The organism is Bacillus sp. Nf3 (genome assembly GCF_003028545.1).
GTDB lineage: Bacteria > Bacillota > Bacilli > Bacillales > Bacillaceae > Bacillus > Bacillus safensis.
This window is the reverse complement of sequence record NZ_PYUA01000007.1, coordinates 14644-34985: the sequence shown is the minus strand read 5'-3', so window position 1 is coordinate 34985 and position 20342 is coordinate 14644. Positions and strand designations below refer to the sequence as shown.

General features: G+C 41.6%; 25 protein-coding genes. 13 read left to right on the top strand and 12 right to left on the bottom strand.

Going from position 1 to position 20342, the window contains the following annotated elements; all coding sequences use genetic code 11:
- Positions 1-17: 17 nt before the first annotated feature.
- Positions 18-497 (bottom strand): MarR family transcriptional regulator, encoded by a 480-nt coding sequence (locus tag C9414_RS16310; RefSeq protein WP_047202057.1) that lies wholly within the window; start codon positions 495-497, stop codon positions 18-20.
- A 169-nt stretch (positions 498-666) separates the two neighbouring features.
- Between C9414_RS16310 and mprF the strand changes: the two genes are divergently transcribed.
- The 3 genes from mprF to C9414_RS16295 all read left to right on the top strand — a co-directional run bounded on the left by mprF (position 667) and on the right by C9414_RS16295 (position 4679).
- Positions 667-3237 carry a bifunctional lysylphosphatidylglycerol flippase/synthetase MprF gene (mprF, locus tag C9414_RS16305; RefSeq protein ID WP_047202058.1) on the top strand — a complete coding sequence of 857 codons (2571 nt, stop codon included), beginning with the start codon at positions 667-669 and terminating at the stop codon, positions 3235-3237.
- Positions 3238-3329: 92 nt separating this feature from the next.
- Positions 3330-3878, top strand: a complete 549-nt coding sequence (locus C9414_RS16300) for a thioredoxin family protein (RefSeq protein ID WP_107164054.1) — start codon at positions 3330-3332, stop codon at positions 3876-3878.
- Between the two features lie 333 nt (positions 3879-4211).
- On the top strand, positions 4212-4679 hold the full coding sequence (locus tag C9414_RS16295) for a thiol-disulfide oxidoreductase DCC family protein (protein ID WP_107164053.1): 468 nt from the start codon (positions 4212-4214) through the stop codon (positions 4677-4679).
- A 37-nt stretch (positions 4680-4716) separates the two neighbouring features.
- Here the strand turns inward: C9414_RS16295 and C9414_RS16290 are convergent, their stop codons facing one another.
- Positions 4717-5973 carry a transcriptional regulator gene (locus tag C9414_RS16290; protein WP_107164052.1) on the bottom strand — a complete coding sequence of 419 codons (1257 nt, stop codon included), beginning with the start codon at positions 5971-5973 and terminating at the stop codon, positions 4717-4719.
- A gap of 275 nt (positions 5974-6248) precedes the next feature.
- Here C9414_RS16290 and C9414_RS16285 point away from each other — a divergent pair, with 275 nt between their 5' ends.
- Complete coding sequence (locus C9414_RS16285) at positions 6249-6836, top strand: nitroreductase family protein (RefSeq protein ID WP_058837447.1); 588 nt, start codon at positions 6249-6251, stop codon at positions 6834-6836.
- Positions 6837-6874: 38 nt separating this feature from the next.
- Here the strand turns inward: C9414_RS16285 and C9414_RS16280 are convergent, their stop codons facing one another.
- The 3 genes from C9414_RS16280 to C9414_RS16270 form a co-directional block, all read right to left on the bottom strand.
- Positions 6875-7030 carry a YfhD family protein gene (locus C9414_RS16280; RefSeq protein ID WP_107164051.1) on the bottom strand — a complete coding sequence of 52 codons (156 nt, stop codon included), beginning with the start codon at positions 7028-7030 and terminating at the stop codon, positions 6875-6877.
- A 61-nt stretch (positions 7031-7091) separates the two neighbouring features.
- Positions 7092-7202: a YfhE family protein gene (locus C9414_RS16275; protein WP_017358836.1), complete on the bottom strand. Its 111-nt coding sequence runs from the start codon at positions 7200-7202 to the stop codon at positions 7092-7094.
- A gap of 52 nt (positions 7203-7254) precedes the next feature.
- Positions 7255-8151, bottom strand: a complete 897-nt coding sequence (locus C9414_RS16270) for a TIGR01777 family oxidoreductase (protein ID WP_041087332.1) — start codon at positions 8149-8151, stop codon at positions 7255-7257.
- Between the two features lie 94 nt (positions 8152-8245).
- Here C9414_RS16270 and recX point away from each other — a divergent pair, with 94 nt between their 5' ends.
- Both recX and C9414_RS16260 read left to right on the top strand, forming a co-directional pair.
- A complete protein-coding gene (gene recX, locus C9414_RS16265) occupies positions 8246-9037 on the top strand; it encodes a recombination regulator RecX (RefSeq protein ID WP_024425808.1) in 792 nt (263 codons plus the stop codon).
- A gap of 3 nt (positions 9038-9040) precedes the next feature.
- A complete protein-coding gene (locus tag C9414_RS16260; RefSeq protein ID WP_047202061.1) occupies positions 9041-9355 on the top strand; it encodes a YfhH family protein in 315 nt (104 codons plus the stop codon).
- A gap of 23 nt (positions 9356-9378) precedes the next feature.
- Here the strand turns inward: C9414_RS16260 and C9414_RS16255 are convergent, their stop codons facing one another.
- Positions 9379-9552 (bottom strand): YpzG family protein, encoded by a 174-nt coding sequence (locus C9414_RS16255; RefSeq protein WP_008360604.1) that lies wholly within the window; start codon positions 9550-9552, stop codon positions 9379-9381.
- A gap of 25 nt (positions 9553-9577) precedes the next feature.
- Positions 9578-9727 carry a small, acid-soluble spore protein K gene (locus C9414_RS16250; RefSeq protein ID WP_003217849.1) on the bottom strand — a complete coding sequence of 50 codons (150 nt, stop codon included), beginning with the start codon at positions 9725-9727 and terminating at the stop codon, positions 9578-9580.
- Between the two features lie 116 nt (positions 9728-9843).
- Here C9414_RS16250 and C9414_RS16245 point away from each other — a divergent pair, with 116 nt between their 5' ends.
- The 3 genes from C9414_RS16245 (at position 9844) to C9414_RS16235 (ending at position 14081) form a co-directional block, all read left to right on the top strand.
- Positions 9844-10116 carry a YfhJ family protein gene (locus C9414_RS16245; RefSeq protein ID WP_024425219.1) on the top strand — a complete coding sequence of 91 codons (273 nt, stop codon included), beginning with the start codon at positions 9844-9846 and terminating at the stop codon, positions 10114-10116.
- Positions 10117-10415: 299 nt separating this feature from the next.
- Positions 10416-11399, top strand: a complete 984-nt coding sequence (locus tag C9414_RS16240) for a glycosyltransferase family 2 protein (protein ID WP_024425218.1) — start codon at positions 10416-10418, stop codon at positions 11397-11399.
- An 87-nt stretch (positions 11400-11486) separates the two neighbouring features.
- Positions 11487-14081 (top strand): YfhO family protein, encoded by a 2595-nt coding sequence (locus C9414_RS16235; RefSeq protein ID WP_107164050.1) that lies wholly within the window; start codon positions 11487-11489, stop codon positions 14079-14081.
- A 50-nt stretch (positions 14082-14131) separates the two neighbouring features.
- Here the strand turns inward: C9414_RS16235 and C9414_RS16230 are convergent, their stop codons facing one another.
- From C9414_RS16230 to C9414_RS16220, 3 genes are all read right to left on the bottom strand, one after another.
- Entirely contained in the window at positions 14132-14551 is a 420-nt protein-coding gene (locus tag C9414_RS16230; RefSeq protein WP_107164049.1) for a regulatory YrvL family protein, read from the bottom strand.
- Positions 14552-14620: 69 nt separating this feature from the next.
- Positions 14621-15784 carry an oxalate decarboxylase family bicupin gene (locus C9414_RS16225; protein ID WP_024425215.1) on the bottom strand — a complete coding sequence of 388 codons (1164 nt, stop codon included), beginning with the start codon at positions 15782-15784 and terminating at the stop codon, positions 14621-14623.
- 94 nt (positions 15785-15878) lie between these two features.
- Positions 15879-16043: a YvrJ family protein gene (locus C9414_RS16220; protein WP_073204399.1), complete on the bottom strand. Its 165-nt coding sequence runs from the start codon at positions 16041-16043 to the stop codon at positions 15879-15881.
- A gap of 166 nt (positions 16044-16209) precedes the next feature.
- Here C9414_RS16220 and C9414_RS16215 point away from each other — a divergent pair, with 166 nt between their 5' ends.
- Together C9414_RS16215 and rsoA are read left to right on the top strand one after the other, a co-directional pair.
- A complete protein-coding gene (locus C9414_RS16215) occupies positions 16210-16812 on the top strand; it encodes a sigma-70 family RNA polymerase sigma factor (RefSeq protein ID WP_107164048.1) in 603 nt (200 codons plus the stop codon).
- Positions 16760-16981: a sigma-O factor regulator RsoA gene (gene rsoA / locus C9414_RS16210; RefSeq protein ID WP_181286161.1), complete on the top strand. Its 222-nt coding sequence runs from the start codon at positions 16760-16762 to the stop codon at positions 16979-16981. Before C9414_RS16215 ends, rsoA begins: the two co-directional genes overlap by 53 nt.
- A 25-nt stretch (positions 16982-17006) precedes the next feature.
- On the opposite strand, the gene C9414_RS16205 is transcribed toward rsoA, so the two are convergent.
- On the bottom strand, positions 17007-17987 hold the full coding sequence (locus C9414_RS16205) for a metal-dependent hydrolase (RefSeq protein ID WP_034623275.1): 981 nt from the start codon (positions 17985-17987) through the stop codon (positions 17007-17009).
- Positions 17988-18178: 191 nt separating this feature from the next.
- Here C9414_RS16205 and mutY point away from each other — a divergent pair, with 191 nt between their 5' ends.
- Positions 18179-19279 carry an A/G-specific adenine glycosylase gene (gene mutY / locus C9414_RS16200; protein ID WP_107164046.1) on the top strand — a complete coding sequence of 367 codons (1101 nt, stop codon included), beginning with the start codon at positions 18179-18181 and terminating at the stop codon, positions 19277-19279.
- Here the strand turns inward: mutY and C9414_RS16195 are convergent.
- Positions 19266-19490: a hypothetical protein gene (locus C9414_RS16195; protein WP_044139672.1), complete on the bottom strand. Its 225-nt coding sequence runs from the start codon at positions 19488-19490 to the stop codon at positions 19266-19268. The two genes, mutY and C9414_RS16195, sit on opposite strands and share 14 nt — an antisense overlap.
- Positions 19491-19571: 81 nt before the next feature.
- Between C9414_RS16195 and fabL the strand changes: the two genes are divergently transcribed.
- Entirely contained in the window at positions 19572-20324 is a 753-nt protein-coding gene (gene fabL, locus C9414_RS16190) for an enoyl-[acyl-carrier-protein] reductase FabL (RefSeq protein ID WP_024425211.1), read from the top strand.
- Positions 20325-20342 lie beyond the last annotated feature (18 nt).

The window sequence follows — 20342 nt, the reverse complement described above, 5'->3', positions numbered from 1 at the left end:
TTTTCTTTTTTACTTTTTTAGCCGCGTTCAGGACGCAGTGCTTTTTCTAAGATAGCAAGGCCTTCATTGACTTTTTCTTTTTCCTCGTCATTGAGCCGTTGCAGGGAATGTTTGATTTTTTCGTGTCCTTTTTGATAAATACTTCTGAAAATATTTTTCGCTTCCTCTGTCAGCTCTACGACAATGATTCTCCGGTCACGCTCAGAGTGCTTTCGCACGACAAAGTTAGACTGTTCTAACCGGTCAAGCAGACCTGTCATATTGGACAAAGAAGCGCCCATTTTTTCAGCGATTTCGGATACTTTGAGAGAGCCATGGTTATTGAGAAGCATGAGTACCTTCATTTGAGGCATACTCATATCAAGCTTCATCCATTCAGAAACATCTCCAAGACCTGCAGCTGTGAGCACTTTCATATAAAGAACCCATGTCTTTTTTTCCTCTGGAGATAGAATCTCTTCTTTTAATACGGTGGTGTCATGAATATTATATTCCACGCTTGTTCACTTCCTTTAAGCGGCTCTTTTTCTTTATATTACTGATTTTCACTTCTAATTGAAAGGTTCGTCAAGCTTTTGAATGTTAAACTGCATGAATCAAGTGGTATTTGTTGTATAATAATGTTCAGTTGAAATAATTGAAGCAACCTAGAAAGTTGGGAAAAACATGTGGAACAAAAAAACGGGTATGACGATCTTAAAAATGCTTTTTCCGATCGTGATTATCCTTGTCTTGATCTTTGTCGCGAAGCAGGAGCTAAGCGGACTTTCCATTAAAAAGACGTTTTATATTATTGACAGCTTGAACCGAATGGACTTGTTTATTCTTGTCTTTCTTGGACTTGTTGCGGTCTTATCGATGTCCTTATATGATTTTATTTTACGAAAAAGCCTAAATATGCCGATCAGCGGCTGGAAAACGATTCGCATTTCCTGGATTGCAAACTCCTTTAACAGTGTTCTTGGATTTGGCGGTCTATCAGGAGCAGGGCTTAGAACGCTTCTCTATAAGGAGTACATAACAGATACGAAAAAACTGCTGAAAGGCATTGCCCTATTGACTTCCTCTGTCCTTTTGGGCTTATCTATTTTCAGTGATCTGATCTTGGTCAGGGTGCTTCCTGTTGAAAGTATTATCAGCCAGGAGCCGTGGCTATGGGCATTTGTCATTATCTTTGCCTGTATTGTACCGATATATATCGTCATGGCATCCATTCGAAAAAGCTCGATTGAGAGCGGTGAAAATGGGCTAAAGCATCCAATTTACGCTTATATCGGTGCATCGTTTTTAGAATGGCTGGCAGCTGGACTTGTCATGTACATGGCTGTCGTCTCTATGGGGATGAATGTCGATGTCCGAATTGTCTTAGGTGTATTTGCGATTGCATCAATCGGCGGTTTAATCAGTATGGTTCCGGGCGGATTTGGTTCGTTTGACCTCATCTTTTTACTGAGCATGCAGTACATTGGTTTCGATAAAGAAATGGTGCTGACGGCGCTCGTCTTGTACCGCTTCGTGTACTCAATCTTCCCGTTTATCCTAGGGCTTTGTCTAGCTGCTTACGATTTAACGGGCACGACGCTTAGACGTCTTGAAGGCAATCCGAAAATGGCACCTGCCATTGAAACAACGAACGTCTTAATTGTTTTGCACCGTGCTTTATTAATTCGGTTATTGTACGGGTCTTTATCGATCTTAACCTTTGGAAGCGGCTTGCTCATCATGGCGTCTGTTGTGCTTCCAGTCGATCGATTAGGTGTGATTACCAGCATCCCGCGCTTTCTGTTATCAGGATTTAATGGTCTTTCTTTAATGTTCGGAATCATTCTCATGATTTTGTCCATTGAAGTGTATAAAAGAACGAAAAGATCCTACGTGCTGACAATGATCTCCTTAGCAGGCGGTTTTGTGTTTACTTTGTTAAAGGGGTTTAACCTCAGTCTGATCTTTATTTTGCCAGTCATCATGGCTGTGTTTTTCTCTCTTCGAAATCAATTTGTGAAGCAGCAGGCACCTTATTCTTTGAACCAGTTTGTGGCGGCTGCTGTTGGATATTTACTCGTGCTCTTTAACTATAATGTCATTGGCAACTTTATTTGGACAAAAATCGGGCATTTCTTGAGTAAGGATTACTTGGTGCATAATGAACGGCATATCACGATGACAAGCATGATTGCTCTCATCGGTGTCCCGCTTTTCTTCTTCATTAGTAAATTGATCTTTAATAAGAAAGCATTTCCGATTGGAGAAAAAGCAGATGAGGAAAAATTAAAAACGTTTTTAGAAGAAAAAGGCGGAAATGCCCTCAGTCATCTTGGCTTTTTAGGCGACAAAAAACTATTTTTCTCAAGTGATGGAGAAGCGATGCTTCAGTTTGGACGAATTGGCCGCTGCGTCATTGTGCTCGGAGATCCATCTGGACGTGAGGCGTCTTATCCGCTTGTACTTGAAGAGTTTTTACAGGAGACAGAAAAAGCCGGCTACCGCGTCGCCTTTTATCAAGTAGAACGAGAAGGGATGGCTCTTTATCATGACTTAGGCTTTCACTTCTTTAAGCTTGGGGAAGAAGCCATGGTCGATTTAGAAACGTTTTCTCTGTCAGGTAAGAAAAAATCAAATTTACGAGCTGTGGCGAATAAATTTGAACGAGAAGGCTACACCTTTGAAATGCTGGAACCTCCCTTTTCAAATGAGTTGATCTCAACTTTAAAACAAATCTCTGACAGCTGGCTCGGAAAGAAGAAAGAAAAAGGATTTTCGCTCGGTTATTTTCAAGAAGACTATCTTCAAAAAGCACCGATTGCGATTCTAAAGGATGAACAAGGGCAAATCATTTCCTTTGTATCATTGATGCCGATGTATCAAGAAGGGGAGATTTCCATCGATTTAATGCGTCATATGCATGATGCACCGAACGGGATGATGGATGCGCTGTTTATCCACCTGTTTCAATGGGCGAAAGAAAAAGGCTACAAATCGTTTAACATGGGAATGGCACCTTTATCAAATGTGGGGACGTTCCATCAGTCCTTTCTCACGGAGCGTTTGGCGAGTGTTATTTTCAACAATGTCAGATATATGTACAGCTTCAGCGGTTTACGGTCGTTTAAACAGAAGTATAAGCCTGAATGGCGCGGGAAATATTTAGCGTATAAAAAAAATACGTCACTGCCTGTCACAATGGTGCTTGTCACCAAGCTGATCGGGATGGACCCAAAACGAAATCGGCGTCGATAAACTAAAAGACCTTTACCTTTCACTAGGTGAAGGTTTTTTTAGACAAAAGAATAGCAAAAGTGGTAAAGTTGAAGGGTAAGGGGGATGTTCATATGACATTAAATGAATGGTTTACAAAGGGATTAGCTGAACGTACATATGTACACAACATGGAGAAAAACCGGGAAAATCTGCTCACGGTGTACAACCAGTACGCAATTCATCAAAAAGAAAAAGAGCTACTTCAAAAGCTGCAAAAGAAAAAGCTCAGAGCGCTTGTCATCACAGCGGATTGGTGCGGGGATGCGATGGTCAATGTCCCAATTTTCATGCGTATTGCAAATGAAGCACTCATTGATGCGCGCTATTTCATTAGGGATGAGAATCTAGACCTGATGGATCAGTATTTAACGAACGGGACCGCAAGATCGATTCCGATTATCGTCATCATTGATCAGGACGGGAATGAAGTGGGGAAATGGGGACCTCGCTCAGCAGAAGCACAGCGCTTTGTGGACGAGAAAAAACCGGACAAAGATGCACCTGATTATGAAGAAGCTTTTCAAGTATTTGCGAAAGATGCCGCACATCACTATACGACAGACCGTTACTTATGGAAAGATATTGAGAAAGAAATTGTAGAAGTTTTGGCAAAAATATAAACCAAAAGACTACTTCGCCGCAATGGGAAGTAGTCTTTTTTTATCTTGTTTTTGCGTTTTACCTACAAAACCACCGCATAAAGGTGTAGAAAACCGCAGAATTCTATCAAAAACCGCAGAAAACCGCAAAGCACCACGATTTTCCCAACCACTTTTAGTTGAAAAACCTCATATATGCCATGAAATCAATGATTTTGCCCTTATCCAAAGGCTCATATAACGCACAAGGGTTGGCTTTTTCCCAATACAAGAGGCCCAGCAACTATAGTAATCTAGTTGTAATCTCCTTTGAACGAACTAAAAAAATGACAGAAAAGGACAGGCGATCAATTTATGAAAAAAATCATTTATCTCGATCAAGAAAAAAAGAAGCTCGCTGAATCGAAAAAAAGAGAACAGCGTTCCATCAAATCACTGAGACTGCTTGTGTTTTATGATGGACAAAGTCCTTCATGTGCAAAAATGATTGATTTGTTAAAATCACTCGATTGGAAAAATCGGATTCACTTTGAATCCTTTAGACACTCGCAGCTGCTCAGGCTGAATAAAATCAGTGAAGAGAAGGCGGAAAAACGAATCGTGTCTATTTCCCTAGCCAAAAATCAAAAGAATTCAGGGATCTATACTTGGCTGCGTATGGCTTGCCATATCCCTGCATTATGGGGAACGGTCCCATTCATCATGCTCAGTATTTGGCTTGGCTTTGGACAGCATGCGTATGATTTCTTTGCAAAGAGACGGTATATTCATTCTGTCAAACGGGTGAACCATCATGACACAGATCAACAAGAGACCATTTAATAAATAGGAAAAAGCATGACCTTCGATCGGCAGAAGGTCATGCTTTTTTGTAATAGGGAAGATATTCCGCTAAATGATCAAGAAGCTTCTTTGTATAGGACTGATACGCCTGCTGATCAAGCTCAGCACCTGCATAGGTAAGCAAGGTTCTAAGCGCAAACAAATATTCACTGTGCAGCTCATTGTGTTCAAAGTAAGGAAGGGCTGCTTCGACCAAATAGGTTTTCAAATCAAGAGGATTTTCCTCAATCATCAATTTATAGATTTTGATCATATATAAACAGTTTGGCTGAATACGAGGCTGTTTTAACAGCTCGTGTATGTAGGGAAGTGCCTTTTTGCGGTCATATTCAGCATATAGTGTCGCAATTTCATATAGCGTTTCACAGTAGCGATCTTCTATCTGTTCTTGATTAAAGTAATTGAGTGAATCTAGTAAATAAGGCACAGCTGAAGAGAAATCGCCTTCACGTTTTAAAAGCACCCCGTAATAAAAATAAGCGGACATTTTAATATAGGCATCAGGGTAAAGGGACGTGTGCAAAATCACTTCCTTTATATATTTCTTCGCAGTTTGATAGGCTTTTAGTTCAAGTGAGATCACGCCGTGAATAAGTGTACAGTGAATAATCCGCTTGAAATTGTTCTTTTGTCTATATAAATCCATCGCTTGATGTGTCGCTTCAAGTGCATCACCCAGCTGACCCATGTTTTCGAGTGCTTTTGCATAGTGATAATACAAATCACTTTGTTCAACTGAGGCATAGGAAAAGCAGCTTTCAAGCTTTTTTAGCCCATCTTCAAGCTGACCAATTTTAATTTGATGAATACCGTCTAGATATTCAAAAATTTCTTTTTCCGTTTCAATAAAGGTTTTTTCGAATTTTTTGAGCACGCGGTGTGTTTTTAAGGCAAGCGGCTGTTTTTCCGTTAATAAATAAAATTGAAATAAAGACAAATGATACTGAATGCCTAAATCCAGTGAAAAGAACTGCTCCTCGTGCTGAATGATCATTTCTGCATTTTGTTCAGCCTGATCGAGAGCATAGAAGTACATATTCATTTGAAACTCATCCAAAAGTGACAGCAGATGACGCGCCTTTTGTGACAGCTTTTCTTGGCTGATACCAAGCCGTTCAAGCAGCAGATTGATCGTATCTTGATTGGCCTCCTTTGAGCCATTTTCAATTTTACTTAAATGAGAGACAGAACAAATTCCTTCTGCCAATTCAGATTGGGTCATATTTTGTTTATAACGATAGAGTTTAATGATTTGTCCAATATTAATTTTCATTCCATCCAGAAGCCTCCCTTCCAATCATGGTTGAAAGCCTTTTGACAAAAAAACTGAATCAGACAAAATGGGAATACTTGATAATCATTTCATCATCTTGGCTTTTTTCTCAAAATTTGTTTAAAACGTAATATGATTGTAACATTACTTGAAAAAGTCAAACAACTATTTAGCAGACGGGGAGGAGAGATACTTGATTTGCAACTGCACGCGATGATGTTTATAATGTGAATGAGAATCAATTTCAATTAAGGTTGATTGAGAGGATGACATATATGCCAGAAACAAAACAACAAACAGACGCGTTAACGGTTCGAGACGCTGTCAGATATAGACGATCGATTCGCAAATTCAAAGACACACCGGTGACGATTGAACAGCTTCAGCCGCTATTAGAGGATGCAGTCTATGCGCCGAACCATAAAATCACGGAGCCGTGGCGCTTTTTATATGCGGTGACGGATGAAGCCAAAGCCACTTTTGTAGAGCGCTTCATTGCGTTCTTTCAGCGCAACAACCCAGATGCAAAAGAAGAAAAGATCAATCAATACAGAGATTACTTTTCTAAGGTCCCAGCGCTTTTACTTGTCGTACTAAAAGAAGACGAGAACCCTGTGGTGAGAAATGATGATTTTGCCGCCGTGAGCGCGCTCATTCAAAATCTCCAGCTGCTTGCATGGGATCAAGGAATCGGTATGGTATGGAAGAGCGGACGTATTTTATACGATAAAGGCTTTCAACAAGACATGGGATTAAAGGAAAACGAACGGTTTGCTGCGATCCTTCATATAGGTTATCCAGAAGAGGTGCCAGAGGAAAAATCACGCCAGAAAGCATCAAGTCTTCTTACTGAAATCAAATAAAAGAAAAGCAGACCGCTGAATAAGGTCTGCTTTTTTACTTATAGTTTTTTGGCGCGCTGATCGGCTGCTTTCATACGTGCCATTGCTTTTAAGTCATTCGGATCTGCAAGTTCTTTGGAAAATTCAACATATTCGCCATCCGTCTCTTGTGCTGCGAGCTCGTGGTTGGATTTTTTGTGTTGGTCTTTTTTCAAAGCCTTTCCCTCCTTTACAAGATCACTTTAGTTATGTGCTTGTTGGAGGGGAATATCCGTCTTATTTGTTTCTTTTTTCTGCTGCTCTTTCCGCTTTTTTGAATTCCTGCTGATACAGGACTTCCTGAGTTTTTTTCAGCTTTGAAGTTGGCTGGTGTTCTTTTTTCTTCATCAAAATCGCCCCCTCATATCATTTCTAATAGGATGGGTGTTTTTGACAACATTTATTCCTTAGAATGCAAAATCGCTTCTTTTAGTTCAGGGTGCAAAAAGTCATAAGAAGAGAGCAGTGCTTTTTTTGGCAGAGCACGCTGGCCTTCTAAAACAAGCAATGACATTTCACCGAGTGCCGTTTTGATCACAAACGATGGCACCTTCAGCCAATGGGGACGGTGAAGGGCAGAAGCAATGGTTTGTCCAAGCTGTTTCATTTGAACAGGATTCGGTGATGTCACATTGAGCGGGCCTGACAGGTCGTCATTATGAATCGCATAGGCAATGAGATGTGCCACATCCTCAACATGCACCCATGAAACCCATTGCGAGCCAGCGCCAATTGTCCCGCCGGCAAACAGCTTGTAAGGAAGTGTCATCAGCGGCAGTGTGCCTTTTTCTCCTAACACGACGCCAAAGCGTGTGTAGACCGTACGAATGCCGAGGGCTTCAATCTTTTGCCCCTCAGCCTCCCAAAGTTTTGATGTATGACTTAAGAAATCAGTATCTGCAGGAGGTGACTCCTCCGTAAAATCTCCTGTTTGAGATGTGCCATAAATCCCGACAGCACTTGCTTGAATCAGCACAGATGGTTTTGATTCCTGCGCTTCTATAATGCGTCTTACCTCTTGTGTTGATTTGAGACGGCTGGAGAGGATGCCTTCTTTTGCCTTGTCTGTCCAGCGTGTGAAAATGGATTTTCCAGCAAGGTTAATCCATACATCGATGGCAGGCAATTCATGCTCAGGCGCAGCACCTTCAGTCAGCCACTGCACATAATGTAAATGATTTTGTTCGGATTCCTTTGGATTTCTTGTTAAAATATATAGATGATGTCCCTCAGCAGCGAGCACTTTTGTAACATGCTGGCCGATAAAACCGGTTCCTCCGGTAATGGCGATATTCAATTGACATCTCTCCTCTCATATACATACCTATATCTTTCACGATTTTGAATCAGAAGAAACATCCTGACTGTTTTGGAAAAGGAGTGATCACAGGATGCCCTATATTACAAAAATTTCTGCTCAGAAAAACAATACCGAGCGGGTCAACATCTTTCTTGATGAAAAGTACGCCTTTAGTGTTGATTTAGATGTGCTCGTCCAGCACGATTTGAAAAAAGGCAAAGAGCTGGACGAAGCAGATATCATTGAGATTCAATTCGGTGATTCGGTGAAAAAAGGATTCCAGCAGGCCGTTGATTATTTATCCTACCGTATGAGATCAGTGAAAGAAGTCACCGATTATTTAACGAAAAAAGAAATCCCGGCACCTGCTATTAGTGAAATTATACACAAATTAAAGCATTATAAGTATGTAAATGATCTTGAATTTGCAGAAGCCTATGTCAGCACCCACCGCAAAACGAACAGCAAAGGACCGTCCGTCCTAAAAAAAGAATTGAAGCTCAAGGGGATAGACGATGACACGATTGAGCAGGCGCTATCGCAATACCCTGATGACTTACAGCTCGAGGAAGCTGTAAAGCAGGTTCTCAAGCTTGTCAAAAAAGAAAAAAATCGTTCTGCAAAAGAGATCGAGCAGCGCATCAAGCTACAGCTGCAGCGAAAGGGATTTTCGTTTGAGATCATTGATAAAGCCCTTCAAGAAGCCTATGATGGACAAGAAGAGGAAAAGGAAGAAGAAGCCCTCCTTTATATGCTGGAGAAGGCAAAACGCAAGGTAGGGTATGACGGATCATTTGAAAAGAAGATGAAAGTGAAGCAATTTTTATTCAGAAAAGGCTTTGATCTCGATACAATTGATCACGTTTTAGACAAAGGGGAATGACAGATGGAAAAACGCTATAGTGAAATGACAGAATATGAATTGAAGCAGGAAATTGCCGCCCTTTCTGAAAAAGCACGAAAGGCTGAGCAGCTTGGCATTGTAAATGAATACGCAGTTTTAGAACGAAAAATCGATATGGCGAAAGCCTATTTATTAGATCCAGCCTTGATTCAAACGAAAACGACTTATCAAATCAAAGACACAGAAGAAGAATTTTATGTGGAATATTTAAATGGCGTGTTTGCATGGGGATACAGAGTATCGGCCCCAAATAAGGAAGATGCCCTGCCGATTTCAATGCTGACGCAAAAGGACTGATCCTAAAAGATCAGTCCTTTTCTTTACTTCGAACGTTGTTTACGGACGTTGTTCTGAAGTACGATGTCGTGCTGCGTTTGTTGCGTTTCTCCGTTGACCTGAGAGGCAGAATGCTTTGCATTTGCCCATGGTTGAGGGTAAGCGGTTGTCCTTAATTGAACAAAGTCTGCCATATACGATTTCCCATTTGAACTCATATCTCAAGCACTCCCTTTGGAAAAATTAGCGTTTCCCTGATGCCCTCATACGTTCCTGCGGACGTGTATTCGTTTCACCATTCGGCCGTTTAGACGCATAAGCATCTGTAGCGCCTGGTTCGCCTTCAAACTTGTGATTTACCTGATTTGGAAAGCCTTTTGCTTTATTACGCATATCGATTCCCTCCAAACAATACAAATCATTTGCGTCTTTTGAAGACGTAAGGGTAGTATATGAAAAAAGAAGTTTTTTTAAAAAGGCACTTTCTGCTAGATGAAGGAGGAACAAGCATGGAACAATACTTTGAGCGACTAACAGAACAACTCATGGAAAAAAACAATATGCTGACATATGACGAAGCACGTACATGGGTAGAGCTGCTTTGGAGTGATTTTGAAACGACTTATGCAAAGGCTGGCCGCAAGTATAAAGGACAGGAAACAACAGAACGAATTGTCCAAGAGTGGATCGAGAGCTATGGCGCGCAGCTTCATTTATTTCAAAATAAACAATCAAAGGCAAACGAGCATCTGCAACAAAACAATCGAGGGCTGCTTCACTAAAAGGTTGCCCTTTCACTTCCATTCATCTTTTTCAATAAATAGGAAAATATACAAATGAACAAATAACTTTATGAAACAATACCCAGTCTGTGATCGAAATTACAGGCTTTTTACAATGATTAAACTTAAAATTACATTAAATTCATCCTGTTGAAAATCAATGGAAATAAAACTCTGATATAATGAAACGATTAGAGTTACATGTAATTTATGGATAATAAAAAAGGGTTTCGTTTTCTGACAAAAAAGGAATAATGAACATATCAGACTATGTGAAAAAAGTGAAGAGAAGGTGCGATATGGAACGGGAATTGCTCTCTGTGATAATTCCTTCTTACAATGAAGGTGAAAACATCAGACGAATCTTTGAGGCACTCGAGGAAGAGTTTCGCGATTTTCATTATGACTTTGAAATCATCTTTGTGAATGATGGAAGCAAAGACAATACGCTTCAATACATGAGAGAGCTCTCTCGCAAAAGTGCAAAGGTCAAATATATATCCTTTTCGCGTAACTTTGGAAAGGAAGCCGCTATTTTGGCAGGTCTTGAACATGCAAAAGGAGCCGCTGCGATTATTATGGACGCCGATCTGCAGCACCCGACGTATTTAATTCAGGACTTTGTCAGAGGGTATGAAGAAGGCTATCATCAAGTCATTGCCAAACGGAATCGTAAAGGTGACAGCAAGCTGCGCTCTTACCTGTCATCCATGTACTATAAGGTGATGAACAAGGTAGTAGAAGTGGACTTGCGTGATGGCGTCGGGGATTTCCGTTTAATTTCACGCCAAGCCATCGATGCACTGCTTCAGCTGAAAGAGGGAAATCGTTTTTCGAAAGGGCTTTTTTGCTGGATTGGGTTTGAAGAAAAAGTCATCTATTATGAAAATGTAGAAAGACAGCATGGTGATACAAAATGGTCACTGAAGAAATTATTTAACTATGGCATTGATGGCGTTATTTCTTTTAACAACCGCCCGCTGCGCATTTGTTTTTATACTGGCATACTGATCTTATTTCTCTCATTGATTTACATCGTGGCCACCTTTATTCAAATCGTCAGAACGGGCATTATGGTGCCGGGTTATTTTACTTTAATATCGGCTGTGCTGTTCCTCGGAGGTGTCCAGCTTTTGAGTCTAGGCGTGATTGGAGAATATATTGGCCGTATCTATTATGAAACGAAAAAGAGGCCGCATTATTTAATCCAGGAATCAAATGTGATGGAACAAGAGACAAGCTCAAAGGAACAAGACCGAGTGTTAACGCAGTTATTTAAATAACGTGGAGTCAAATAACCGGCAAGCACGAATCGCTTGCTGGGTTGTTTTGTTTCAAAGAACAGTGGATCTTTTGTGGAAAGGATTTAGATGATGAAACGTAGATGGATAATCATAGGGATGTGTCTCATTCTCGCTTTATTAGGACACTCCTTTTTCTTATATGAATATACGCAAGGCCGGTATATGACAGGAGATGGAGACGGCATCTCACAAATGCTCCCATTTAAAAAGCTGCTTTACGATGAATACGTCAAAGGGAACTTCTTTTATTCCTATCAATTCGGTCTAGGCGGCGGTACATATACGCAATTAGGTTATTATTTCACAACGTCGACTGTTTTTATGGTCACAGTTGCTGTCGTCTGGTTGATGAATGCGCTTCATCTTATTCAGTCAACGGACATTCATTTCTGGGCAAATGCCGTCATTTGGCTGAGTGTGATGAAGTTGACGCTTATTCTTTTCATCGCTTACCGTGTGCTCCTTTCCATGGTCCAGCATAGGCTGAGTGCATTAACAGGAGCCGCAATCTACGGACTGTCTATTGTGTATTTTCGACATGAAACATTTTGGGAGTTTTTCACCGACAGCATGATGTGGCTCCCGCTGCTTGTGCTTGGGGTTGAACGGATTTTCAAAACAGGTAAGCCCGCTTGGTTTATTGCGGCGTGTAGCCTGATGCTCATCAACAATTTTTACTTTGCTTATATTCATTTTATCTTTTTAGCGATCTATCTTGTCTTCAGATATATCATCAAGCTTCGAAGTGAGGAGAATGGGTGGAAGGTGTTCTGGACGCTGGCGATTTCTACGCTGTTATCCTTTGGAATCAGTGCTGCCTTTTTTGTCCCGTCTGTCTATGGATTTCTTAATAATATAAGACCTCCTTATGAACAGGCCATTCCTTGGTTCGAGCTGCATGATCATCTGCTGTTTACAAGCAGGGTGTATTTATTACCTGTGATCTTTCTCATTTGTATGTTCCTCGTTCCGCTTTACCGGAACAGGTGGTTTTTCATGTTTACATCAATCAGCCTTCTGCTCATTGTTTTTCACTACAGTCCAAAGATGGCGAGCGTGTTTAATGGCTTTTCAGCACCGCAATACAGATTTGAGTACATTCTTGCCTTTACAGTTGGAGCGGTCGTAGCCATCACCATCAAGCATTTCTCGCAAATCGAGTGGAAGTGGAAAAAGCGTGCGGTCTTAGGCGCTTGGATCGTGTTTCTTCTCGCAGTCATCTTATCAGAACGAGCAAAGGGAAATATGGATGTTGTTGTATTTACAGCCATAGGACTGCTTGTGATCAGCGTGCTTTTCCTTGTGATTCATGCGGAAAAACGCCAGCACCTTCGTCTTTTTTCAGCTATGCTCATCGTTGTCAGCTTACTGACAGCAGGCGTGTACCAGCAGGGCTACTTATCTGAAAGAAGCAATATTAAGAGCGTATCAAATACGTATCTGAATAGTGAGGCCTATGCTGGACATGAGCAAATGAAGCTCATTCAGCAGATTCAAAGCCGCTCCTCAAAAGATCCGCTTGCCCGGATTGATTGGATGAATGGCGTGCGCAACAACACCCCGTTATTTGAAGGCTTTCAAGGCATGAGTGCGTATTCAAGTATATTGAATCAGCATTTGCTCAATTTCTACTGGAATGACCTGCAAATCGATATGGGACGTGAAAGTGTCAGCCGTTATGCAACAATGGGGGACAGGGTGAATTTATACAGCCTGACCTACGGAAAGTATTATATGAGAGACAATACGATACCTTACTCACCACCAGCTTATTTTAAGCCAATATTGGAAAGCGAGCATTATAAAGTGTATGAAAATACACGGCCGCTGCCATTTGCAAGAACAACAAGCACGATTTATTCAGAAGAATCCTTAAAAAATGCCTCAGCGCTTGATAGAGAGCATGCGATGCTTCAAGGTGTGATTTTAGACAAAAAAGGAAACGCTGAAATTGAGCACGCGCCAGATCGAGTCAAGGATACAAAGATTCATACGGAACAAGCCGTATACGAACATGGCGTGCTTGATGTATACGGAGAAACAGGCGGCCTGAATATCACGCTGCCAGATGATATGGCCCGCGCTGGAGATGTGTATGTGAGTTTTTATGTGAAGCGGACAGACCGGAACGAAGGATTTCAGTTATCCGTTGACAACTACGTCACCTCACGAAAAAGCAATACATCCATCTACAAAACAGGCGTCAATGAAGTGACGATTCGAGTCCCTGCGGAAAAAATCCTTTCCATTCGATTACCAAAAGGGACGTATGAACTCGATCAACTAAAGCTGTATCAAGAGCCTTACCGCATCCTAGAAAAAGCATATGAAAAAGAAAAACAGGATAATGGCAGCCAGCAAGTAAAGCTTGAAAACAACCGCTTTACGATTTCATATGATAACAAGCGCGGCGATGATTATATGATCTTGCCAGTACCATATGAAAAAGGCTGGGAGCTCACAGTAAACGGACAGCAGACAGATATTGAACAAGCCAATTACGCCTTTATCAGTTTTCCAATAGAAAAAGGCAAAAACGAGATTGTGCTAACCTACTATCCGCCTTATATCAGAATTCTCGCGTTGATTTCACTGGTCAGTTTGATTGGTGCAATCCTATATGCACGAAGGAAACACAAAAAACACCACTTTTCATCATAAGTGGTGTTTTTTTATCTTCCAAGGGCTGATCGATTATATGAAGCAAATCACTAAGCTTCTTTCTCAAACGAAAACGTCGCATAATCAAACAAAAAATGAAACAACCAAAGGCTTAGGGCAAAGAGAATTTCCTCAGAAGTAGACAGTAAAATGCCGCCCACCAATTCATCTGATAAATAGACAGCACCCCAAATAAACAAAAGATGCATTGAAATGGCATATAAAACGATGGAGCGTTTTTTGGAACGGCACTTTCTAACAATCCTAATGAGCATATGCTCCACATGCTCAAAGGATATCCCAAGTACCACATAGATGCCCATAAATAAAAGCATCGATAAAATCGATTGATAAAAAGCACCAGTTAAATGAAAGAACAGTACACAAAACAACAAAAATATGTAACAGACAGCCGACGCCGCCATGAACCATTTCAGCCCTTGCCATAAAGCGTGAACAGATTGCTGCATAGTTGAACAAACACTCCCTTACATGAAGATACCTGCAAAAAGGACAGCCTTTTTGCAGGAAGTCATACGTTAATCCTCTTTTTTAGGTGCAGCGATCACAGGATGTTTTTCAGTATCAAGCAGTTTTAAGAAATCTTCGCCTTGATCTAAATGATCAAGAACAAGCTGTTTCGGTGTGACCGCAAGCCACTGATTAAGTGAGATATCTGCATAATGATCGCTCTTAAAGATTTCTAAGAAATAAAGCGGTTCGTCGCCTGTATTTTCTACATAATGCCCCATCGCAAATGGGACATATCCAACGTCTCCCGCCTGATAGTTGAAGGTTCTTGCATGTCCATCAGAAGCAAACACGGTCATTCGTGCTTTTCCAGAAATGAAATATTGCCATTCATCCGTATTTGGATGCCAATGCAGCTCGCGAATGGCACCTGGATCAACTTTCACAAGAGCGGATGCAATCGTTTTAGACGCTTTGAAATTGGTAGAGTCCGCAATCCACACTTGTCCGCCACTTGACGTAATCGGCTCCTGTTTTAACAACTCATATTTAAAGGAATTCGGGACTTCTCCTTGCTCTGTTTTTACCTTGTCACATTCAAGGGAACCAGGAATTCCTTTTTGGAAAATATATTTTTCTTTCTCTGGCAGCTTGTCAAACTGCTCTTTTGTCATACCGAAGTTCTTAAGCACGACTTCCTCTGGCGTATGGGCAAGCCAATCGGTTACTTGGAACGTACTATTTTCTGAGAATGACCCATCATCAAACACAAGCAAGAATTCAGCTCCCGGTTCAAGTGCTTGGATAGAGTGCGGCAGGCCAGAAGGGAAGTACCACAAATCACCCTCAGTCACATCCTCTGTAAAATTGCGCCCCTCTGCATCAACCGATGTAATCCGAGCTTCCCCATAAATCATGTACGCCCATTCCGCTTCCTTATGCCAGTGCAGTTCACGAATGGCACCAGGCTTTAATCGCATATTGACAGATGCAAGACTTTTAGAGATCGGCAGTTCGCGGACTGTTACCTCACGAGCGTAGCCGCCTTTTTCTAAACGATTGTGTGTATCAGAAAAAGAATATTTCAGGTTGGAGACCGTTCCATGATCGGTTTCTGGCGGCGTGAGCATATCTGGATTTTGTCTGTCCCGCTCGAGATTACGTGGAATTTTGACCGTTGCTCCTTTTTCTCCTCGAATCGGCTGTGGTATTCCATTTTGCTTTTCACTCATGATAAAATCCCCTTTCAACATCGTATGGTGTGAGGTGACAAAAGGCCTTTCATTTCGCCCTCGTTTTCATAAGGTGAAACGAATCAAGCAGATGTCAATCTGATTCATCATTTTTTTGAGCAGCGACTAATCGTTGGATGAGCTTGCTTAATTCATCAAACTTTCGTTCAAAGCGTGTCAGCAAGTAAACCGTCAAAATGGCAGGGAAGCCAGCCTGACCGAGCTGCTTCAACCATTCCTCTGAAAAAAAGGTCTCCATTTGTCTCACCCCCCAGCGGATACTCGTCTTCTATATAAGTGGTATGAAAGAAGAAAAAGGAAAGCAGAGGGGGATAAAATGAACCATTAGACCCGTTTCACGAAGTTTACTTTTTTTAACTTTTGTCCACTTAATGCTAGTAGAGGGAACAAAGGGGAGGATGCACATGGATTATCGGCTGTTATTGAAAGCAAAATGGAAAGAAATCATTGATCACCCGCTCATTCAGCAGTTTTTAAGCAACCCGAAAAACGAGCAGCTGCTCCGGCAAGTTATGGAAGAGCCAAACGAGGAAAATGCCAAAAAACTAGATTCCGAGTTCAAACAGTTCTATCAGAAAATCCGCATCATCAAGTATATCTCCACAATGATACGCATCTTTTCAGTCGACTTTGACAAACGAGTCAAAAAGAAACAGCAGCGTTTTCCGCTCATACTCGATCATCCTGATACGCAAGAAGTGAAAGACCCTGTTCAAACAGAGACGTATGAAGCCGTGCTCTTCAACCAGCAAGACCTAGGAGAGCATCTGCAAGACCAAACATTGTACAAGGCCTACCAGCAGCTGACAGACAAACAAAAAATGGTCCTAACCCAAATCTATGTCGAAGGCCAAACGATGAAAGAAATAGCCGATCAGTTAGGCGAAACAAGACAAAACATCTCAAACATTCACAAAAAAGCGCTCAACAAACTAAAAGAAGAAACAGGGGGAGATGTCCGTGCACGAAGACAAAATGACCAATGGAGAAATGGAAGAACTCATTGAAACCTTCACACCCATGATCAAAAAGAAACTACAAAACACGGCATATCAAGAAAGAGAAGACCTCGAACAAGAACTCTATATCAAACTCATCGAAAAAATAGACTGGCTAATTTACAAAGATGGACCTGGATTTTGGGAGTTTATTGTGGAATATATGACGAAGTTGTAAGAGTAAAACACAAAAAAAGACTCGCTCACACAGAGCCGAGTCTTAATTTTTTTTGCAGTTTTTCTTCACTGAAAATCCAGCCGGTATAGGAATTTTTGATTTGGTGGTCCATGTCGATATGGCAGATCGCGACAAAAGGATAATGACCTTTGCTGCGGTAGCGTAAATCAATGAACCGCACCTCATAATGATCCTTGTATTTATCCACTTCCCACCGGTAGACAGGGGAGAATGAGAGAAAGGCTGAAATATTTTCATCTTGCTTAGCAATTTTCATAATTTCAGTATCAGGGACCGGCACTCGGTTAAAGGTGTCTAAAATGACGACTTCTCCATTCATGCTGCGCCCAACATGGAAAGAGGATTTACATTTCACGGCAATGCGCCATTGTCTGAACTTCATTGTAGGCGAAATGATAATCTCTTCAATTTCATCGAATCGTGCACGCAGTTGACGTTTAATTTGTAGCTGCATAATGACCCTGACGATATAGTAACAGAAAATCACCGCATACAGCGTAATAAACGTATAGCCGGGATGTCCGCCAATCGCCCAAACGACTATGGCGACAAGGTGTGTAAAAAAGATAAACGGATCAAACGTATTAATGATCCCTAGCGCTACCCACTTCTTCGAAAATGGACGAATGGCCTGCGTACCGTATGCGTTGAAAATATCAACAAACACATGAAGCACAACAGCTAATAGTGTCCATAACCAAAGGTGAAGTAAATTCGCCCCCGGCACAAATGGAAAAATCACAGCCGGAATCAGCAATGACCAAAACAGTACAGCCGGAATGGAATGTGTAAATCCTCGGTGATTTCTTATATAAACCGCATTATTTTTTAGTTTTAGCACAGTATCAATGTCTGGTGCTTGGGAGCCGGCGATGGTCGCGATCATCACGGCGTGTGCCATGTGTGGATCTGCGCTGACGGCTGGATCTAAAAGTGCAAGTCCCCCAAGAGAAATGCCCATTACTACATGAGTACCAGTGTCCAATTGATTACCTCCTAGTTGTCATGCTTAGGAACAATCATACAAAGTATACGTCTCCAATCAAGACTATGTGCAAAATCACTTTTGCTTTATCCCGATTTAATGTAACATGTTAACGTATCTACAAACAGTATACAACAAATAAGGTTCTATTCAGAACGTTAGCCCTCGGTCCAATGAGAAGGAGTATAGATATGAAAGACATTCAAGAAAAGCTGGACCGCAAAGATATTGCGGGCTTTCAGCATGATTTAATTGATTGGTATGAAAAAGAACAACGAACATTGCCATGGCGTGAAAATCAAGATCCATACCGCGTCTGGGTATCAGAAGTCATGCTTCAGCAAACGAGAGTGGATACGGTCATTCCGTACTTCAACCGGTTTATGGAGCAATTCCCAACGGTAAAGGATCTCGCCTTAGCTGATGAAGAAAAGGTCATGAAAGCATGGGAAGGTCTTGGCTACTACTCAAGAGTGCGTAATTTACAGGCAGCTGTGAAAGAAGTATATGAATCCTACGGTGGCGTTGTCCCTGATACGAAAGAGCAATTCTCAAAGCTCAAAGGTGTAGGCCCATATACGAGCGGCGCAGTGCTGAGTATCGCCTATAACAAGCCGTATCCTGCGGTAGACGGCAACGTGATGAGGGTCATTTCTCGTATTTTGTCGGTATGGGATGATATTGCAAAACCAAAAACGAGAAATATTTTCGAATTTGCGGTCGATCAGCTCATTTCCCGGGAAAAGCCGTCAGAATTTAATCAAGGATTGATGGAGCTTGGTGCGCTCATTTGTACCCCAACATCCCCTGCCTGCCTCATTTGCCCTGTGAACATGCATTGCTCGGCATTCGAGGAAGGCGTTCAGCATGAGCTCCCAGTGAAAAGCAAAAAGAAAAAGCCGACTGCAAAATCAATGGCAGCAGCGGTGTTATTTGATGACGCAGGCAACCTATATATTCATAAGCGGCCAAGTACAGGCCTTCTTGCGAATTTATGGGAATTCCCTAACATGGAAACCATGAAGGGAAGAAAAACGGAAAAAGAGCAGCTGATTGATTTCTTAAAAGAGGAGGCGGGTGTACAAGCGGAGCTTGGTGATCTAGAAGGCACCATCCAGCATGTGTTTACCCACCTCATCTGGAATATTTCTGTTTTCTTTGGACGAGTTACCTCTGTATCTGATGACACGATGCTGAAAAAAGTCACAACAGAAGAATTTGAGGCGTATGCTTTGCCAGTCTCACACCAAAAAATTTGGAAGCTGGCACTTGAACAGCCTAGTCGTATTTAACCGTTGTCCCGTGGGTATAATCAGCTTCATTTCTGTGCAATCCCCCGCGGTTTTCGATTTCAGAAATGATTTCTCGATACTTAGATTGCCCTTCTTCGTTCAAATAAGGTAAAATTTGTTGGAAAGCATGATGAAAGTAAGCAAGCTCAGTATCTTTCCATTGATCCTTGGACATCATGCCAAGCTGGCTTAAATCGCGTCCGACATACATGAATGTAACCTCCTAATAGGAACTTTCCTATTAGTGTGAAGCGAATGAACGAAAACTATTCAAATCAGGAGATGAACCATAATGAGTCAACGTAAATGTGCATTAATTACAGGCAGCAGTAGAGGTGTTGGGAAAGAAGTAGCCCTTCGCCTCGCTGAAAAAGGATATGACATTGTCATTAACTATGCGAGAAGCAAAAAAGCCGCACTTGAAACAGCGGAAGAAATTGAAGCGATGGGTGTCAAAACATTGGTTGTCAAAGCCAATGTAGGCCAGCCTGAGAAAATCAAAGACATGTTTCAGCAAATTGACGAAACCTTTGGCCGTTTAGATGTATTTGTGAACAATGCGGCATCAGGTGTTCAGCGTCCCATTATGGACCTTGAAGAAAATCATTGGGACTGGACGATGAATATCAATGCGAAAGCTTTGTTATTCTGCGGACAAGAAGCGGCGAAACTAATGGAGAAAAACGGGGGCGGACATATCGTCAGTATTAGCTCTCTTGGCTCTATCCGCTACCTTGAAAATTACACAGTAGTCGGCGTATCAAAAGCAGCACTAGAAGCTTTGACACGTTATCTTTCTGTTGAGCTTTCACAAAAAAATATCGTCGTCAACGCTGTTTCAGGCGGTGCGATCGATACCGATGCACTTAAGCACTTCCCGAACCGAGAAGAGCTTTTAGAAGATGCGAAGAAAAACACACCTGCCGGCCGAATGGTGGAAATTAAAGACATGGTCGACAGCGTGGAATTCCTTGTATCAGGTAAAGCAGACATGATTAGAGGCCAGACGATTATTGTCGATGGCGGACGTTCTTTGCTTGTTTAAAAAAAATCATGAATAGGA

Excerpts from the sequence above, each read along its gene's own strand:
- C9414_RS16295 (WP_107164053.1), top strand. The coding sequence starts at position 4,212 with ATGAAAAAAATCATTTATCTCGATCAAGAAAAAAAGAAGCTCGCTGAA.
- C9414_RS16195 (WP_044139672.1), bottom strand. The coding sequence starts at position 19,490 with ATGTATGTCGGACGCGATTTAAGCCAGCTTGGCATGATGTCCAAGGAT.
- C9414_RS16290 (WP_107164052.1), bottom strand. The coding sequence starts at position 5,973 with ATGAAAATTAATATTGGACAAATCATTAAACTCTATCGTTATAAACAA.
- C9414_RS16300 (WP_107164054.1), top strand. The coding sequence starts at position 3,330 with ATGACATTAAATGAATGGTTTACAAAGGGATTAGCTGAACGTACATAT.
- C9414_RS16255 (WP_008360604.1), bottom strand. The coding sequence starts at position 9,552 with ATGAGTTCAAATGGGAAATCGTATATGGCAGACTTTGTTCAATTAAGG.
- mutY (WP_107164046.1), top strand. The coding sequence starts at position 18,179 with ATGAAAGACATTCAAGAAAAGCTGGACCGCAAAGATATTGCGGGCTTT.
- mprF (WP_047202058.1), top strand. The coding sequence starts at position 667 with ATGTGGAACAAAAAAACGGGTATGACGATCTTAAAAATGCTTTTTCCG.
- C9414_RS16235 (WP_107164050.1), top strand. The coding sequence starts at position 11,487 with ATGATGAAACGTAGATGGATAATCATAGGGATGTGTCTCATTCTCGCT.
- C9414_RS16250 (WP_003217849.1), bottom strand. The coding sequence starts at position 9,727 with ATGCGTAATAAAGCAAAAGGCTTTCCAAATCAGGTAAATCACAAGTTT.
- C9414_RS16230 (WP_107164049.1), bottom strand. The coding sequence starts at position 14,551 with ATGCAGCAATCTGTTCACGCTTTATGGCAAGGGCTGAAATGGTTCATG.
- C9414_RS16275 (WP_017358836.1), bottom strand. The coding sequence starts at position 7,202 with ATGAAGAAAAAAGAACACCAGCCAACTTCAAAGCTGAAAAAAACTCAG.
- C9414_RS16215 (WP_107164048.1), top strand. The coding sequence starts at position 16,210 with ATGGATTATCGGCTGTTATTGAAAGCAAAATGGAAAGAAATCATTGAT.
- rsoA (WP_181286161.1), top strand. The coding sequence starts at position 16,760 with ATGTCCGTGCACGAAGACAAAATGACCAATGGAGAAATGGAAGAACTC.
- C9414_RS16285 (WP_058837447.1), top strand. The coding sequence starts at position 6,249 with ATGCCAGAAACAAAACAACAAACAGACGCGTTAACGGTTCGAGACGCT.
- recX (WP_024425808.1), top strand. The coding sequence starts at position 8,246 with ATGCCCTATATTACAAAAATTTCTGCTCAGAAAAACAATACCGAGCGG.
- C9414_RS16225 (WP_024425215.1), bottom strand. The coding sequence starts at position 15,784 with ATGAGTGAAAAGCAAAATGGAATACCACAGCCGATTCGAGGAGAAAAA.
- C9414_RS16220 (WP_073204399.1), bottom strand. The coding sequence starts at position 16,043 with ATGGAGACCTTTTTTTCAGAGGAATGGTTGAAGCAGCTCGGTCAGGCT.
- C9414_RS16240 (WP_024425218.1), top strand. The coding sequence starts at position 10,416 with ATGGAACGGGAATTGCTCTCTGTGATAATTCCTTCTTACAATGAAGGT.
- C9414_RS16245 (WP_024425219.1), top strand. The coding sequence starts at position 9,844 with ATGGAACAATACTTTGAGCGACTAACAGAACAACTCATGGAAAAAAAC.
- fabL (WP_024425211.1), top strand. The coding sequence starts at position 19,572 with ATGAGTCAACGTAAATGTGCATTAATTACAGGCAGCAGTAGAGGTGTT.
- C9414_RS16260 (WP_047202061.1), top strand. The coding sequence starts at position 9,041 with ATGGAAAAACGCTATAGTGAAATGACAGAATATGAATTGAAGCAGGAA.